The 17,660-nt window shown below is 39.2% G+C and carries 13 protein-coding genes; 12 read left to right on the top strand and 1 reads right to left on the bottom strand.

Translation table 11 applies throughout. From position 1 onward, the window contains the following. The first annotated feature begins 99 nt into the window (after positions 1-99). Positions 100-1,257, top strand: coding sequence for a glycerate kinase (locus BM095_RS11665; RefSeq protein ID WP_091661932.1), 1,158 nt, complete (start codon positions 100-102; stop codon positions 1,255-1,257). Between the two features lie 284 nt (positions 1,258-1,541). Next, positions 1,542-1,940 carry a hypothetical protein gene (locus BM095_RS11660; RefSeq protein ID WP_091661929.1) on the top strand — a complete coding sequence of 133 codons (399 nt, stop codon included), beginning with the start codon at positions 1,542-1,544 and terminating at the stop codon, positions 1,938-1,940. Positions 1,941-2,120: 180 nt separating this feature from the next. Here BM095_RS11660 and BM095_RS11655 read toward each other — a convergent pair whose 3' ends face one another. Further along, entirely contained in the window at positions 2,121-4,253 is a 2,133-nt protein-coding gene (locus BM095_RS11655) for a sigma 54-interacting transcriptional regulator (RefSeq protein ID WP_091661925.1), read from the bottom strand. A gap of 293 nt (positions 4,254-4,546) precedes the next feature. Here BM095_RS11655 and BM095_RS11650 point away from each other — a divergent pair, with 293 nt between their 5' ends. The 10 genes from BM095_RS11650 to BM095_RS11605 all read left to right on the top strand — a co-directional run bounded on the left by BM095_RS11650 (position 4,547) and on the right by BM095_RS11605 (position 17,631). Next, on the top strand, positions 4,547-5,941 hold the full coding sequence (locus BM095_RS11650) for a Na+/H+ antiporter NhaC family protein (protein WP_218151631.1): 1,395 nt from the start codon (positions 4,547-4,549) through the stop codon (positions 5,939-5,941). 377 nt (positions 5,942-6,318) lie between these two features. Beyond that, positions 6,319-7,458, top strand: coding sequence for a class II histone deacetylase (locus BM095_RS11645; RefSeq protein ID WP_091661917.1), 1,140 nt, complete (start codon positions 6,319-6,321; stop codon positions 7,456-7,458). A gap of 447 nt (positions 7,459-7,905) precedes the next feature. Beyond that, complete coding sequence (locus BM095_RS11640; protein WP_407639173.1) at positions 7,906-8,994, top strand: ABC transporter ATP-binding protein; 1,089 nt, start codon at positions 7,906-7,908, stop codon at positions 8,992-8,994. A gap of 27 nt (positions 8,995-9,021) precedes the next feature. Next, positions 9,022-10,128: an ABC transporter substrate-binding protein gene (locus BM095_RS11635; RefSeq protein WP_245757891.1), complete on the top strand. Its 1,107-nt coding sequence runs from the start codon at positions 9,022-9,024 to the stop codon at positions 10,126-10,128. Positions 10,129-10,167: 39 nt separating this feature from the next. After that, complete coding sequence (locus BM095_RS11630; protein WP_091661910.1) at positions 10,168-11,232, top strand: ABC transporter substrate-binding protein; 1,065 nt, start codon at positions 10,168-10,170, stop codon at positions 11,230-11,232. Between the two features lie 79 nt (positions 11,233-11,311). Further along, a complete protein-coding gene (locus tag BM095_RS11625) occupies positions 11,312-12,106 on the top strand; it encodes an ABC transporter permease (RefSeq protein WP_091661907.1) in 795 nt (264 codons plus the stop codon). A gap of 3 nt (positions 12,107-12,109) precedes the next feature. After that, a complete protein-coding gene (locus BM095_RS11620; RefSeq protein WP_091661903.1) occupies positions 12,110-12,964 on the top strand; it encodes an ABC transporter permease in 855 nt (284 codons plus the stop codon). A gap of 45 nt (positions 12,965-13,009) precedes the next feature. After that, a complete protein-coding gene (locus BM095_RS11615; protein ID WP_091661899.1) occupies positions 13,010-14,293 on the top strand; it encodes an NAD(P)/FAD-dependent oxidoreductase in 1,284 nt (427 codons plus the stop codon). A gap of 59 nt (positions 14,294-14,352) precedes the next feature. Next, positions 14,353-15,897, top strand: coding sequence for a GNAT family N-acetyltransferase (locus BM095_RS11610; protein ID WP_091661896.1), 1,545 nt, complete (start codon positions 14,353-14,355; stop codon positions 15,895-15,897). Between the two features lie 372 nt (positions 15,898-16,269). Continuing rightward, the gene (locus BM095_RS11605) at positions 16,270-17,631 is read left to right on the top strand and encodes an aminotransferase family protein (protein ID WP_091661893.1); all 1,362 of its coding nucleotides are present in this window, start codon (positions 16,270-16,272) and stop codon (positions 17,629-17,631) included. The last annotated feature ends 29 nt before the right edge of the window (positions 17,632-17,660 follow it).

Raw genomic sequence — 17,660 nt, 5'->3', positions numbered from 1 at the left:
AATGAATAGAAAGTTTTAGCTGGGCTGTTTTAAAAGTAAGAAGTATAAAAATCATCTGATATACTTGCTGTAAACTGCGTTTTACATAAGGGGGTTCTTATGAAAATTATCGTAGCACCAGATTCATTTAAAGGAAGTTTAAGTGCAAAAGAGGTTTCTGTTTCCATTGAAACTGGCATAAAGAAGGTGTTTCCCGATGCCAATACGCTACTTCTCCCTCTTGCGGATGGCGGCGAAGGAACGATGGATACTATGATCACCGCTACTGGAGGAGAGAAAAAAAGCATTGAAGTGACTGGTCCTTTAGGGGAGAGTGTCAGCGCGTCCTACGGAATATTAGGTGATCGAAAAACTTGTGTTATTGAAATGGCGGAAGCATCCGGTTTATATTTAGTTCCTCAAGACAAGCTAGATCCTATGAAAGCAACGACATACGGGACGGGTGAATTAATAAAACATGCTTTAGATCAAGGGTATACCTCCTTTATCTTGGCGTTAGGAGGATCCGCTACGAATGACGGAGGAGCCGGTATGCTTCAGGCACTTGGGGCACGCCTGTTGGACAGAGAAGGAAAAGACATTGGTTTCGGAGGAGCTTGCTTAGCGGATCTGAATACTATTGACGCTACCTCTCTTGATAAAAGAATTAGGAATTGTACATTTCTTATAGCATCGGATGTCGAGAGCCCTCTAATTGGTACGGAAGGAGCTTCTTACGTATTTGGTCCTCAAAAGGGAGCAAGCCTCAGACAAGTACAAGAGTTAGACGCTAATTTGGCTCACTGGGCAGACAATATTGAAAAAACAACAGGTGTGCGTCTTCATGATCTTCCAGGTGCAGGTGCCGCTGGAGGTATTGGAGGGGCTTTTAAAGCTTTTTTTGACGCAGAGATGAGACGGGGAATTGATGTGGTCATCAAATACACTAAACTGTCTGAAGCATTGGAGGGAGCTGATTTACTCGTTACGGGGGAAGGTCAAGTCGATGTTCAGACTGCTGCAGGTAAAACGCCGATGGGGGCAGCTCAAGAAGCGAATAAACAAGGAGTACCAACAGTTATTTTGGCGGGTTCTGTAGGAGAAGGGATCGAAAAACTGTATCCATTTGGTGTAGTCAGTGTCCACAGTATTATTAATCAACCATTATCCTTGCAACAGTCCATGAACAGAACAGATGAACTCTTAATCTACACAGCAGAACAAGTCATCCGCACTTATTTTTATCATCGAATAAACGATAAAAAAAGGAACCGTTAGTAAACGACGGACGAAAAACTCTAAATGTCAAGAAGCGTTCGATAATCACTTCTTCTTCCCGCTCAACCAAGACTGTCTTTCTCACTTTCGTTAGGTTTTATTTTTAATTCATTGAATTTAAATATCGGTAAAGCGGAAGTTTTAATTCATAGGCAGAGGGTAAAAGATGCCATGAAAGATGAAATTATGTAGACAAAACGCCGACAACTTTGTCGAGTTTTTGGATAAGATGTTTAAATAACAAAAAATGATGGAAAATAGGTAACGGAAGTGAGGCGATCATCATGAAATTCAAAAAAGGTGACCTAGTTCAGGTGAAACCTGACCTAGTGGTTAATGTGAATTATTATAATGAAGGAAACGGGACAAGTGATGTATTTTCTCATCGCATGATGAAGCATAGAGGACGGACGGCTATTATCGAAGAAGTGAATTTATACGGTTATACGCTTAGCATCGACCGCATGCACACGTACACAGATGAAATGCTGCAATATCCGGAAGAGACGTTAGATCAATTGCCTTATCACTACCATCCAGAAGTAGAGCAATTGATAGAACATGTGAAGAGAGAAGGGTATCGCAAATTATTCGATAAAGCATTGAAAGAAAGACTTTACGAAACAGATCCTGAGACATTTCAGGAAATATACGAGCTGTACAGAAAAAAAGTAAAGAATTAAGAAGAAGAAAGGCTGTCTAAAAGGTCATAAAAATGATCTTGTGACAGCCTTTTTCGATGCTGGCAGGTTTGTTCTCACCTAGGGCAGCTCTTTATGTTCGAATATGCCGCAGATTAATACTGGTTCCAAGTGGTAAGGATTCCCCCGGCACACAGCCCCTTGTAATGACAAGTAACTATACTAGGATTCATTAACGTGAAGTTGATTCTGTTTCTTCAATATTTTATTATACTTCCTGCTTACAGCCGATTGACTGATTTTTAAAGCCTGGGCTGCTTTTGTAGTAGTTTTGTATTTTTCCATAGCCAATAATATTAATTGTTCTTCCGTTGATTCCTGTGCTTCTTGAAAAGGAATGATGTCAGTGATAATAGGTTTATGTTTTCCGCTATCTCCAAGTTTAAGCAGCGGTCGTACGAATTCAGCAGAAATAACTTGATCCTCAGCTGTTACCACGAGGCGCTCTATAATGTTTTGTAACTCTCTTATGTTACCAGGCCATGAATATACCTCCAATAAGTTAAGTGCATCTGGGGAAAAATAATACTCTTTCCCGTATTTCACGTTTAGCTGCTGCAGGAAATGATAAGCAAGCAGTGGTATATCTTCTGATCGGTCTCGCAATGGAGGAACAACAATTGGTATGACATTGATGCGATAATATAGGTCTTCTCGGAATGTACCTTCCCGAACCATTTTTTCTAAGTCTTTGTTTGTTGACGCAATGATTTGAACGTCAACAGGCGCAGGTACAGAACTTCCTACTGGGAGAACTTCTCCTTCCTGTAATACCCGGAGTAATTTAATTTGTAATTGCTGGGAAATTTCCCCGATTTCGTCTAAAACAAGGACTCCTCCATCAGCTTGTTGAAAATAACCTTTCTTACCTTGTGTATCCGCTCCCGTAAAAGCACCTTTCGTATATCCGAACAATTCACTCTCCAATAAATTTTCTGGAATAGCACCGCAATTTATAGAGAGGAATGGTTTGTCTGCACGCAGCCCATGCTTATGAATAGATTGGGCGATTAATTCTTTTCCAACTCCTGACTCGCCGAGAATTAATACGGTGGAGTGAAATTCAGCCAGCTTTTTTACTTTAGCCATGACTTGTTCCATGGCGGGGCTGCAATAAACAATTTCCTTAGAGGAATGTTCAAGGTTTCGCAAGCTTTCTAGTTCTTCCTTATATCTTTTCGTTAATTTTCTTGTTTCATTTAATTCAGATTTTAATTTAGTTGTTTCTGTAATATCACGCAAGGCAATAACGATCCGGTGTATATTGTCATTTTCATCAAAAACTGGGTTGCCAACCGCAAGGATGTTTTTTCCGTGTTCTGTTTCTTGGACAATAGAGACCTTTTCCCGTCGTTCTAACACTAATCTCATGATCGATGGATTAAAAAAGCCATGATCTTCAAGTTCAAATAAATTATGGCCGACGAGATTTTTTACATTATCATTTTTTACACCGGCAATGAAGTTATCATTGTAGCGGAGTATTTCCCCTTTGTCATTTACGACGATAATCTCATCATACATGGAAGAGAGAATAGCATTTAAATCAGCATTCAAATTTTTGACGTATTCAATTTCCATGGCCATTTCTTCTACTTTGGGAAGATCTTGAACAACTATCATGATGCCGTCGAGGTTGTCTTTTGAGTCCATAATTGGAATATAATCGACGAGTACGCCGGCTTCCCCTTCGATTTGAATCTGGTTTAATATTTTTTTGTGAGTGGCTAAAACCTTCTCGATATGGTCCCCGTTAAACCACTCAGCAGCCGGACTGCCCTCTACATTTTGAAGAGATGATTTGATCATCCTCATCCCTGCTTCGTTGGAGTTTACAATAATCCCTTCATTATCAGTAATAAATAACCCCATTGGAATGGAGGATAGCATAACTTTTAGCAAGTTCGTATTGTCATCTTCGAGCCTCAATAATTCTACTAAAAGGTCTTCGCGTCGGATGTAACCACAGTATGCTCCCTCATCGTCTTTCACTAATGCAAGAGGTTCACCGAGAATTCGAAAAATGAAAGAAGGGGGGATGACAGTTTGAGTTTTATTAATCACACCGACGTTTTGCAAGGAGTGAGAATGGTTTAATAAATCCTCAATCGTGATGTCATCAATATGCTCCCAATTGGTGTCGCGCAAATAAATATAAGACTGAATCTTATTGTTTTTTTCTATAAATAGGAATGGGCTGGGTTCTTCCTTTAAACGTTCTCTCCAATTTTCTTCTTCGGGTGAGATAGAAATAGTGAAGAGAGGATGAAGTTTATCTTTAATTAATGTAGACACGAAAATCCCTCCCTCACAGTGAGTTGTGTTTCTATCATAGCATAATATATGCAATAAAGCATAAATATTATCTGAACATAGAAAATATTAGAGAAGAAACCTAGGAATAATATGGTTTTCACATAAAAAATCAGGATTTATGCAATAAGTAATAGATTATACGAAACCGCATGGAATAAATAATAAGTTACCTTTCTTAAAACCGTCAATATAGCCTTAATTCGGAAAATTATAGAATGGAATGAAAATTGCAACATTGTAAACGCATACAATGAAAAATTAAGGGGGGGATTATGATGGAACATGCAGGGTGGATTAGTCTTATACCAGCTTTAAGTGTCCTAGTGTTTGCACTCATTACAAGACGAACGTTAGAATCATTAATCTTTGGATCTTTGATAGGGTTTATACTTTTAGAGCAACAAAGCTTTTTCCCTGCTTTTGTCAATTCATCTTTAGGAGTGATGGGGGACCCTACCATCGGATGGCTCATTCTTGTTATTTTGCTATTTGGAGGGCTTATTTCATTGCTCGTAAAATCAGGAGGAGCACTAGCATTCGGGAATTTTGTGTCGTCAAAAATCAAATCAAAAAAGGGAGCCCTTTTCATTACTTGGTTAATGGGCATCGTGATTTTCATTGATGATTATTTAAATGTATTGACGGTTAGTACCTCCATGCAAAAAATAACTGATAAGTTTAAAACATCGAGAGAGTTTCTTGCGTATGTAGTAGATTCTACAGCTGCTCCTGTTTGTGTTCTCGTTCCATTATCCACATGGGCGGTATATGTTTCAGGGTTGTTTGAAAGTAACGAAGTAGCAGCAGCGGGCATGGGGGGAGCAGCTTTTTTACAAGTTATTCCTTTCATATTCTATGGATGGGTAGCATTAATTGTTGTCTTACTAGCGATCTTAGGCGTGATTCCGAAGCTTGGTCCGATGAAAAAAGCAGAAATAAGAGCAGAGGAACTTGGAATCTGTGTTCCGGAAGGATCGGGTAATACCTCGCTCGGAAATGATGAAGTAGCAGCTTCTATTGAGCAAGGAGATGGTTCTTCAGGTAAAACGAAACCAAAAATATATAACTTTCTCATTCCAATTATTGTTCTCATAGGATATACGTGGTATGCGGAAATTGATTTACTTCAAGGGGTAATGGTCGCCGTAGCCGTCACATTAGTTATGTTGATGGTACAGCGCTTGATGAAAGTGAGTGAACTGTTTGATAGTTTATTAGAAGGATTTCGACCGATGATATACCCACTCGGAATTGTAGTGGCTTCATTCATATTGGTCGATGCCAATGAGCAATTAGGTTTAACCGCATTTGTTATTGAAACAGTGGAACCGTTAATGAGTGCAAGTATGTTACCCGTTGTGGCTTTTGTTTCTATGGGGCTTGTTGCGTTCGCCACTGGTTCTTTCTGGGGAGTATACGCAGTGACATTGCCAATTATCATCCCATTAGCGGGAGCCCTAGATGCCAATATGTGGCTCTCATTAGGTGCTGTTATATCTGCGGGAGCATTTGGTAGTCATGCCTGTCCGTACGGGGATGCTACTGTACTTTCTGCCACAGGAGCAGGTATCGATACAATGACTCATGTTATTACACAAATGCCTTATGTACTTTTAAGTGGTGGTATCGCTGCCTTAGGATATTTAGTGTTGGGAATTATGATGTAACGGTTTATAAGGCTGGGACAAAACTAGAATAGTCAACTCTAAAGACGAACGATCACATGTTGAAGGAGTCACCCGTTTCATAAACGCAGTGTATCAGCGTAGTCAAAATACGTAGACTCCAGCGGGAACAGCACGAGCTGAAGATCCCGCAGGAAAGCCGTTTTCGCTTTCCGAGGAAGCTGAAGCCGTGCCCGCGGAAAGCGAAGTATTTTGACAAAGCGACAACATAAGTTGTTCGGATTTATCTTTCATTTAAATACTTTTGTCCCAGCCTCATCTATATAACGTCAAAAAGTATAGATTTTATGGCTTTTTAAGAGGACTTGGCGCTGAACTAAATTTATCTAATTAAATGTAGTGAAGAGAGGGGAAAGGTTATGATAAAAACAGGGTTTATTTGGGATAAACGATATTTAGAACATGATGTCGGTGATCTTATTTACACATTTTCAAATGGTGACACGATGGGGGCCACACCTGAATTTGAAAATCCTAAACGTGCAGTTGTAATAAAAGAGATGCTTGAAAAAACAGGTATGGCTTCAAAAATGACTTCTTATGTGCCTTATGAAGCAGAAGATAAAGATTTGCTAAGAGTGCATACAAAAGAGCATATCCAACATGTGGTTGATTGTTGTGAAAAAGGTGTGCGAGAAATTGGACCCGAAGCATATGCCATTCCCGTCTCTGAAAAAATTGCCAGGTTATCCGCTGGAGGTGCCATGAAAGCAGTTGACGTCTGTTTAGGAGAGGGAGATATCGACCAGGCATATGCTCTTATTCGACCGCCGGGTCATCATGCGGAAAGCAATCAGGCTATGGGGTTTTGTCTTTATAATAACGCATCAGTAGCAGCTAGTTATGCTCGGGAAACGTACGGAGCTAAAAAGGTACTTATCTTGGATTGGGATGTTCATCACGGGAATGGAACAGAAGAAATTTTTTATGAGAACGATGACATACTTGTTATATCGATACACGAAGAAGCTTACTTTCCACTAGATACAGGGCAGTTAGAAAACATAGGAGAGGGAAAAGGAAAAGGATACAACATCAATATTCCATTGCCGCCGCTGACGGGTGATGAGGGCTACATGTTAACTTTTGAAGAAGTTATTGAACCGGTCATCCGGCAATACCAGCCAGACTTGATTTTAGTGTCTGCTGGGCAAGATGCCAATGCGTTAGACCCACTTGCAAGAATGATGGTCTTACGCTCAGGATTTCGTTACATGGGAAGGAAAATTCGGGAGTTAGCGGAAGAGTATTCAAACGGGAAATTAGCTATATTGCAAGAAGGAGGTTACAGCTTACATTACTTACCTGTAGCTACATTAGGAGTAATAGAGGGGCTTATGAATGTGGATTCAGAATGGGAAGACCCTCACCTTGTGCCGGAACGAGAGCTTGACCCTAAGGTTATTCAAACGCTGAATCACGTGAAAAAAGTGCTGGAACCATATTGGATATTTAACCACGGCCACGAGAAAAAGAGAGAGGAAACAACCGAAATTTAATTTCAAGTTTTGAATTGTCCGACTAAAAATATCCCTCCTAGGTAGATGAATAATCTGTCTTCCTAGTGAGGGATTTTTACCTGTAAACATAGCCCTAAACTTTCAAACTGCTAAAAAGTAAATATTATTCTAAAATGGGTACCACTTTTTTACATTTAAATATAGTAATCACTGTTAATACCAACGAATAGCATTGTCATAGGGGGAAAGTAACATTTTATGCAAATGTGCATAAAATTATGCGAGACGTACTAAAAAAGATGGTATAGGAATGGTTGCGTTTGTTTTTTTAAACTAAAAAAGTCCTTTTTAAAGTAATTATTAGATTTTTAATAAAATTTCAATAATGGTACAGAACTTGCAAGTATATGTAAGCGTAGTCAATTTACAACTAGAGGTGCTAGAATTCATTACTTTGTGACAGGAGGGTGAACAGTGTCAGATAACATGGTATATCTAGAAGAGGTCTCAAAGAAATTTGGTGAAAATTATGCAGTTCATAAGATTAATCTTGATATTAAGGAGGGAGAATTTTTAACTTTACTGGGACCTTCTGGATGTGGAAAAACAACAACGTTAAGAATGATTGCAGGATTTGAGAAACCTGATGAAGGAAACATTTGGATCGATGGAAAGCAAGTCGAAAAAATAGAACCTTATAACAGAGAAGTGAATACAGTTTTTCAAAGCTACTCTCTTTTTCCACACATGACAGTAGCGGAAAACGTAGCTTTCGGTTTGAAAATGAAAAAAATACCAAAAAGTGAGATTGATGAGCAGGTGCATCGGGCCCTGGATCTTGTCCAACTCCGAGCTTTTAGCGATAGAAAACCTAAAAAATTGAGTGGAGGGCAACAACAACGTGTAGCTATTGCTCGAGCAATTGTTAATAATCCACGTGTGCTCTTACTTGACGAACCATTAGGAGCATTAGACTTAAAACTTAGAAAACAAATGCAACTTGAATTAAAGCAATTACAGCAAGAGCTGGGTATGACTTTTATCTATGTTACTCATGATCAGGAAGAGGCATTGACCATGTCTGATCGGATCGTTGTAATGAATCAGGGGCAGATAGAACAAATGGGTTTGCCAGATGAAATATATGAACGACCAAAAACAAAATTTGTCGCTGATTTTATAGGGGAGACAAATTTCTTTGAAGGTACTGTGAAAGGTGGTGAAGGTAGCAACTTATATATGTCCATCGGAGAACAGAAAGTGAGTATTCATAATCATTCGAACATTGAAAGTGGTGAAGACATATACCTTTCGATCCGCCCGGAACGAATTCACATCACGCAAGAGCCGGGTAATAAGTCACAAGACTATTTAAAGGTGAAAATCCAAGACAAAATATATATTGGTTCTGTGACTAAAATTGTTGCTTCCTTCTCGGACGGTCAAAAAATCACAGCACATAGTCCATATGATAAAACACTGCACCTTCAAGAAGGAGACAACTTGTATATTTACTGGAACCCAGAAAATGCGGTAATATTTCCTGTTCACGAGAAAGAGAAAATAGAAGCTTAGCTTATGTAATGAAAAGGGGGAAATAAAATGACAATGAAATTCAATAGGTTAATTTTGCTTTGTTCCATACTTATTATTGGTTTGACGGCTTGTTCGAGTGGGGGGAATAGCGAGCAAACAAATGTCGATGAAAATGAGAGTCCAGAAAATGCGGCGGCTAGTGAAGAATTGTCTGATGAGTTGTTAATTTTTAATTGGAGCGAATATATGCCCCAGGAAATTCTCGACAATTTTGAAGAAGAATTTGGTGTGGAAATCGTTTATTCTACCTTTAGCTCTAACCAGGAAATGCTTGCTAAGCTGCAGGCAGGCACAGTGGCTTATGACTTAGTAGTTCCTTCAGATTTTTTCGTGAATCAATTGAAAGAAGAAGGGATGCTACAAGAAATTGACTTTAGTAATATTCCTAATTACGAAAATATTGCAGATGAATGGAAAGGGCTTCCGTTTGATCCGGATGAAAAATACTCCGTCCCATATATGTACGGTTATGATGGAATTGCTTTTAACTCCGAGAAGATAGATGAAGCTCCGACAAGCTGGGAAGACCTATGGAATCCTGAATACAAAGGACAAGTCATAACGATGGAAGAACCTAAAGAAAACTTTAACATGTTATTGCAGTCTTTAGGATATGATCCGAATGATCCAACGGAAGAACAACTTCAAGAGGCTGGTGAAAAATTAAAAGAATTAGTTCCAAATCTGCTCGCTTTTAAGTCAACCCCAGAGCCCGAATTTGCAAGTGGCGAAGCATGGATTGGATATGCTTATTCGGGAGCCGCAGCAGTAGCCTGGAAAGAAAACAAGAATATAGAGTTTGTGCTTCCGGAAGAAGGAGGAATTCGGTGGACAGATAATATGGTTATTCCCGCTAATGCACAAAATAAATATACAGCGGAAGTTTTTATCGATTATTTATTACGTCCGGAAGTAAGCAAAAAGCTTTCTGAAGCGTACCCATACGGAAATCCGAATGAAGCAGCCGTAGAATTGCTGGACGACGAATTGAAGGAAAGCCCTGGAATGAACATCCCCTCTGAACAAATTGAAAAAGCAGATTGGGGAAAACCTTTAGACCCAGATAAGACCCAGATGATGAACCGTTACTTCCAGGAATCTAAGGTGGATTAAGAAAGCATATTAACTGCGAATGGAAAGGGAGGTCCGTTTATGGCTGCTCCTTATAAAAGCTTGCTTTTCCTTTGTATTGTCACTCTCCTGCTCACAGCCTGTGGAGATAAGTCAGAATCATCATCCGCAGAAGATAGTAATCAAGAGTTAGCTGAAGAACTGTATTTTTTCAACTGGGGTGAAAATATTGACCCGGAAATTTTGGAAGATTTTGAAGAAGAATTTGGCGTAAAGGTTATTTATGATACCTACACATCTAATCAGGAATTAATAACAAAGTTGAATAGTGACACAGTGGATTATGACGTTGTGGTGCCGACTGATTATTTTGTTGAACAGATGGCGGAAGAAGGACTGCTTCAGGAGCTAAACATGGATAACCTCCCGAATTTTAAAAATATTTCAGAGGAATTTAGAAACCCTTCTTTCGATCCAGACAACACTTATTCTGTTCCTTATCTTTACGGGAGTATAGGAATTGCTTATAACACGGAATATGTGGACGAGCCTAGAAGTTGGGAAGCATTATGGGATCCTGCATATGAAGGTCGCGTTACTATTCAAGAAACTCCACGAGAAGGAGTATCCATGGCGTTACAAATGCTAGGATACGACATGAATGATCCGTCTGATGAGGAACTTATGGAAGCAAAACAGAAAATATCAGAAGTGAATGAGAATATACTAGCTTTTGATAACACACCTGCTGATAAACTGGTTAGCGAGGAAGTATGGTTAGCACAAACATACTCTGATCAAGCAGGAACAGCAATAGCGGAAAATGACAAAATAAGCTATTTACTACCAGAAGATGGGGGCATGCTCTGGATGGATAATTTTGTAGTCCCTGTCTCTTCCAAAAATAAGTATACGGCAGAGGTGTTTATTAATTACATGTTGCGTCCAGAGGTGAGTAAAAAATTGACTGACGCTATACCTAGTAGTAATCCAAACAAAGCGGCTCAAGAGTTAATGAGTGAGGAAGAGTCAAATAATCCAGCTTCATATCCGGAAATACCAGAAAGTTCATCGTTTTTTGAGTATATGAACCAAGAGCAATTAGGGAAAATGAACCAAATTTACAAGGAGATAAAAGTAGAGTAAAAATCGGCTAGCTTTTCGTCACCTTCAGTGGCGGAAAGCTAAGAATTTTGACTGTGTTAGCGCAAAGGCGGGGGTGTCTATGAGACCAAGAACGAGAAAAATATTATTAATCTACTCCGTGTTAGTATTCATGTTCTTTTATATACCGTTAGTTGTGTTGATGGCGTTTTCTTTTAATGATTCCAAATTAGGTACGGTATGGACAGGTTTTACTTTTGAATGGTATGTAAAGTTGTTTAACAATAGCCAGATTATTGAAGCCACAGTAAATAGTTTAATTGTAGCCGTGATAACTACCATTATATCGACCGTGTTAGGAGTGCTTGGAGCACTTGTGCTTCATCGGTATATTTTTCCTGGCAGAAAGGCAATTAGTTTTATTTTTTATATACCGGTTGTTATACCTGAAATTGTCTTGGCAGTTGCACTACTGAGCTTGTACGGGGCTATGAATATTCAATTAGGACTTCTAACGATCGTGCCAGGGCATGTAGTGTTTGCAACTTCTTTTGTGATTCTCGTCCTTCTGGCAAGGCTGGCTGGGATGGACAATGCTCTTGAAGAGGCAGCGAAAGATTTAGGCGCTAATGAGTGGCATACCTTTTGGAAAGTAACTTTTCCACTTTTGTTTCCTGGCATATTAGCAGGAGCTCTCATGGCGTTTACAATATCACTCGATGAATTCGTGGTTGCGTTCTTTACGACTGGACCAGGATCGAATACTCTTCCAGTGCTCGTCTACTCTATGGTAAGACGAGGAGTATCACCAGAGATTAATGCGTTATCTACTATCCTAATTTTGCTAATTATCTTCTTCGTCTCCATTGTTGGATGGCGAATGATGCGAGCAGATAGAAAAGGGGGAGAGGTATAGATTATGGTGCGAAACATAAAAGCGGCTTATTTAATGTTATCACCTACCATCATATGGTTATTAGCCTTTTTAGTCGTTCCCGTAGCGATGATCGCCATAATAAGTTTTACAACAAATACTGGATTTGGCGGCATTTTATATGAATTTAGTACAGAAGCTTATACATTGGCTTTCAGCTCTTTATATGCTCAAGCTATCTGGCAGTCTCTATGGTGGGCGGGGCTTGCGACGTTATCTTGCGTCTTGATTGGATATCCTTTTGCTTACTTTATCGCTCATGCCGGGAAATGGAAAAATCTATTATTATTATTGGTCATGATCCCGTTTTGGACAAACCTCCTTATACGGTTATACTCGTGGATTATTCTAATGAATAACCAAGGAGCGATCAATAACCTCCTTATAAAACTAGGCATCATTTCCGAACCAATCACTATGTTATACACACCTTTTGCCGTAATAATTGGACTAGTTTACGGGTTTTTACCGTTTATGATTTTGCCAATTTATGCATCTATTGAGCAACTGAATCAGTCTTACTTAGAAGCAGCTGAAGATTTGGGAGCGAACCCTGTCCGTACATTTTTTCGAGTGACTCTACCTTTGACGTTTCCAGGGGTTCTTTCAGGAATTGTTATGACATTTGTACCGGCGGTTAGTGTATTTGTTGTTACTGATTTATTGACTGGTGGTCGTTTATTGATGATTGGGAATGTCATCAAAGATGCTTTTCTTGTAGAGATGAATTGGCAGCTGGGTTCGGCCATATCGCTGTTGCTAATGGCTTTGGTTTTGATTTCGATCGTTATCCTAATGAAGTTCACATCAAAAAACAATGAAACTTCTAGCTTTATGTAAAACAGAAATGATATACAAATAGGATCAGATGGGAAGGTGAAAGATATGGATTTGCTATCGATGTGGGAAGGAACAGCAAATAAACATGTTCGACGTTCAGAGTTACAAGGAGACGAAAGTTACGACGTAGCAATAATTGGTGGAGGGTTTACAGGCTTATCAGCCGCCTACCATCTGCAGAAAAAAGGTTGTAAAACAGTAGTATTGGAACAAGGGAAAGTCGGCGCGGGTGCTAGCGGCCGAAATGGAGGGGAAGTTTTAACGGGATACTTAGGTTCAATGGAATATTGGGCGAAGAAAAAAGGTTTGGAGAAAGCTAAGGAAATGTGGCAGCTTTCTATAAACGCTATTGATCTCATTGAAAACATTATAAATACACATAGAATAGAGTGTGATTTTAAACGAAATGGACATTTAGCAGCGGCTTATAAGCCGTCACATCTTGAAAGCATGAAAAGAGAACAGGAATTCATGGCAAAAAAATTAGACTACTATGATTTAGAGATCATCGATGAACATAACATGAACAAAGAAATGAATACTAGGTTTTATAAAGGAGGGTGTGTTGATAAACAGAGTGCCCACTACCACCCTTATAACTATACATTAGGCTTAGCGGAAGCTGCTGAACAGCAAGGTGCCACCATTTATGAGAACTCTAAGGCAAAAAGCATTACTAAAAATGCGCATAATAAAAAAGTTGTCAGGACGGAAAAAGGTAAAATTACTGCAGACCAACTTGTCATTGCGACCAATGCTTATTCGGGAGATATTAATAAAAAAATCAAGCATTCTGTTGTACCTGTGGAGAGCATCATGATAGCAACCGAAAGTATGCCTGCAGAGGTAGTAAGTGACTTGATAAAAAATGACCGTGCCGTTTTTGATACTAAAAATCTTTTATTTTATTTTCGACGAACTGCTGACAATCGATTGGCTTTTGGAGGCTCTGGAAGGGCTTCTAGTAAACGGGATGAAAACCGTTTATTTGATAACTTATGGGAAGGTATGCTGCGAGTATTTCCGCAATTAAAAGGAACCCGGATAGAATACCGCTGGGGAGGAAAAGTGGGATTTACAAAGAGCATGTTACCTTACGTGGGGCAATTGAAGGACGGAACACACTTTGCATTTGGTTATGGAGGACATGGGGCTGCTATGGCTACTATGCTTGGAAAAACAATAGCAGAGGATATTCTAAAGGAAGGCGATCCAGACCACCCACTGCGTATTCCCAAATTAAAACCTATTCCATTTCATAGTCAGAATTCAACAGGTGTAGGGGTTGTGAAAGTATATAAACAATTACAGGATCGCTTCGCTAGATAAAATGATTTTAGAGTGTGGTGGAAACCTCTCTGATAAGTAGAGAAAGGAGTAGAAATGAAATGGAGAGCCTGGATGTCTCATCATATGAAAATCAAATTACGCTACGACCAATGGAGGAGAAGGATATCGATGAAGTGGTGCGAATTGCGCGTCTTGGATTTGATAATCCCGACATTGCCTTTGAGAGAAAACATTATGAAAGTCACATACGAATTTTTCCTGCGGGGCAAATATGTGTGGAATTTAACGGTCAAATCATAGGGTCCAGTTCTAGCCTAATCGTGAATTATGAAGAGTACGGTGATAATCATTCTATTGAAGAGATATGCGGTGGAGGCTATATAACCAATCATGATCCATATGGGAAGCACTTATATGGGATTGATGTAGTAGTCCACCCCGAATACAGACATTTAAAAATAGGACGTCGGTTATATGAAGAGCGCCGTAAACTATGTAAACGGTTGAATTTGAAAAGCATTATATTTGGCGGCCGAATTCCTAATTACCACAAATATGCTAAACGACTTACAGCAGAAGAGTATGTAGAGCAAGTCAGAGATCAAAACATTTATGATCCGGTGCTTATTTTTCAGTTAATGAATGGATTTGAAATTAGAGGTGTGCAGGCTAATTATTTAAAGGAAGACGATGCCTCCTTAAAATACGCAACCATCCTGGAGTGGACCAATCCAGATTATATTCCAAATAAAGATGAGCTTTACGACAATGCAAAACTTGTTCAGGTCTCAACGATACAATATCCTTTAACTACAATCGGCTCATTTGATGAATTTGCAAAACGTTGCGAGTACTTTATAAATCTGTGCTCGAAAAGACGTTCAGACTTTGCTGTCTTACCCGATTATATTACAAATGAACTGCTTAGTTATGTAGGAGAAACAATTCCAAGCAAGCAAGCGCGTAAATTAACCGAATTTACAGATGATGTGTTGCAATTATTTTCACAACTCTCTGTACAATACAGTATCAATATTATCACCGGGTCACAGTTTATAAAATGTAAAGATGAATTGTACAGTGTGAGTTTCCTGTTTCACCGTAATGGAAAAATCGACCAGCAATATAAAATACATGTCCCTCTGGAAGAACGTAAATGGTTTGGAGTAAAACCAGGGAATAAGCTGAATGTTATGGATACAGACAAGGGGAAAATTGCTATATTAACGGGTTATGACTTACTCTTTCCTGAACTTACCCTTCAAGCGGTGGAGCAAGGAGCAGTACTGATATTTAGCCCTTTTGCGGCGAAAGATGAGCAGGAATATTGGCGAATGAAATATTGTGCCCAGTCCAGAGCCATCGAAAGTGAAACGTTTGTAGTGATTACGGGGTTATCCGGGTACCTTTCTCAGGTGCCAAGAACTGACAGTTACTACTCAGGAGCGGGGATATATTCACCCATTGATATAAGTTTTCCTGATAAAGGAGTTGTTATAGAAAACAATCAACACTCTCTGGTTGTTCAACACGGAGAAGTCGACTTTCAGAAAATAAAAAGGAATAGAATGGCAGGTTCTGTCACTCCCTTAAAAGACAGACGCAGCAATTTCTATTTCTCGTCATCGTTAGTCGAGCAATAAAAGAGTAAACACTAAAATGAGTTATTCATATAAGCATAAAAAAGAAGGGGAGAAAAAAGAGAGTGCTAGTGTCTAATGAATAAATTAGCAATAAATGCGAGAAATATAGGGGTTTTGGGTGATGACAAATAAGACATCGCATAATCTATGCAGGAATAATTAGTCTATGCATATTTTCATAAATTGATAGTGTGAAATTAAAGTTTTTAAGGGAGCAATTTTATTTAGTAGGTGATCTTGATATTTTTAATTCCTCATGAAACCTCGTCATGTCTGTGATACAAAGAGAAAGAAAAAAGAGAATCTTGAAGTTGGCATAGTAATTGCATTTATGAAAGCGTGAACAATAAAAAAGTAACGGAGGTTTTATAGATGTCAAGCACACCTGTAAAAAGTAAATTAACAGAACAATTAGAACAGCTGGATGTCCAACACTACATGCACCCAACAAGTGTACCAGGCCAACTTCCGAAAATGGTCTTTGAGAGTGGAGACGGAATTAACGTTAAAAATACAGACGGTGAATCATACATTGATGGGATCTCTATGCTATGGAATGTGAATTTAGGTCATGGACAGAAAGGGTTGGGGGAAGCTGCTAAAGCTCAGATGGATAAGATTGCTTTCAGCTCTTCTTTCGCAGGATACTCCAATGAACCAGCGATTCGACTTGCCAAGAAGTTAGCTGATTGGGCGCCGGAAGGATTAAACACAGCTTTTTACACTTCCGGAGGGTCAGAATCGAATGACACGGCATTTAAATTAGCCCGTTTTTATTGGCAGTTAAAAAATCAACCAAAGAAATCGAAATTCATTTCCTTTAAAAATGGATATCACGGCGTGACTATTGCTGCAGGTACGGCAACAACATTAGCTGGCTTTCACAGATTTGCCGGTACTCACATACCAGATATGCTTCATGCTACCGCTCACTTAACAGAATGCGAGAAAGGTGATCGTAATCATCCAGATTTTAAAGAATCTGCCCGTCATATCATTGAAACAGAAGGTGCCGATTCAATCGCTGGTATCATTATCGAGCCAATTCAAGGTTCTGGCGGTGTGTATATGCCTCCAGAAGGATATTTACAAGCCTTAAGAGATCTATGCGATGAATTTGACATTCTTTTTATTGCGGATGAAGTTATCAATGGATTTGGCCGCACAGGTGCTAAATTCGCCGTTGAACATTACGATGTGATACCTGACTTGATGTCATTAGCTAAAGGGATCACAAGTGGTTACGCACAGCTTGGTGCAGTTATGGTTCATGACAAGATTAAAGAAGTGATCAACTCATCGGAAGGTGTTATGGCTCACGGATTTACGTACAGTGGGCACCCAATGGCTTGTGCAGTGGGCATAAGAAATATGGAAATAATGGAAGAAGAGAATATTGTGAGCCATGTTCAAGAGATGGAAAAAGTCATGAATGAAGGGCTGGCTTATTTGGAAGATAAGCATACGATTTTTGGTTTGCCTAGAAATAAAGGGTTGATAGGAGCTTTTGAAATCTTTGAAGATAGTGCCAGTGGAAAGCGCTTCGATGCTGATAAAAAAGTAGGACTTCAATTTGTAGAAGATTGCTTTAAAAGAAATCTTATTTTACGTGCACTTGGCACAGCAGATGGAAAAGCAATCATTGCACTAGCACCACCGTTAGTCATTACAAAACCAGAAATTGAAAAAATGATTTCTATCATAGATGATGCTTTGACGAATTTTAAAGCATAGTTAGTATGAATGAATACTTTGCGCTCTGC

It is taken from the genome of Alteribacillus iranensis (genome assembly GCF_900113025.1).
GTDB classification, from domain to species: Bacteria; Bacillota; Bacilli; order Bacillales; family Marinococcaceae; genus Alteribacillus_A; species Alteribacillus_A iranensis.
This window is presented reverse-complemented; position numbering and strand designations above follow the sequence as displayed.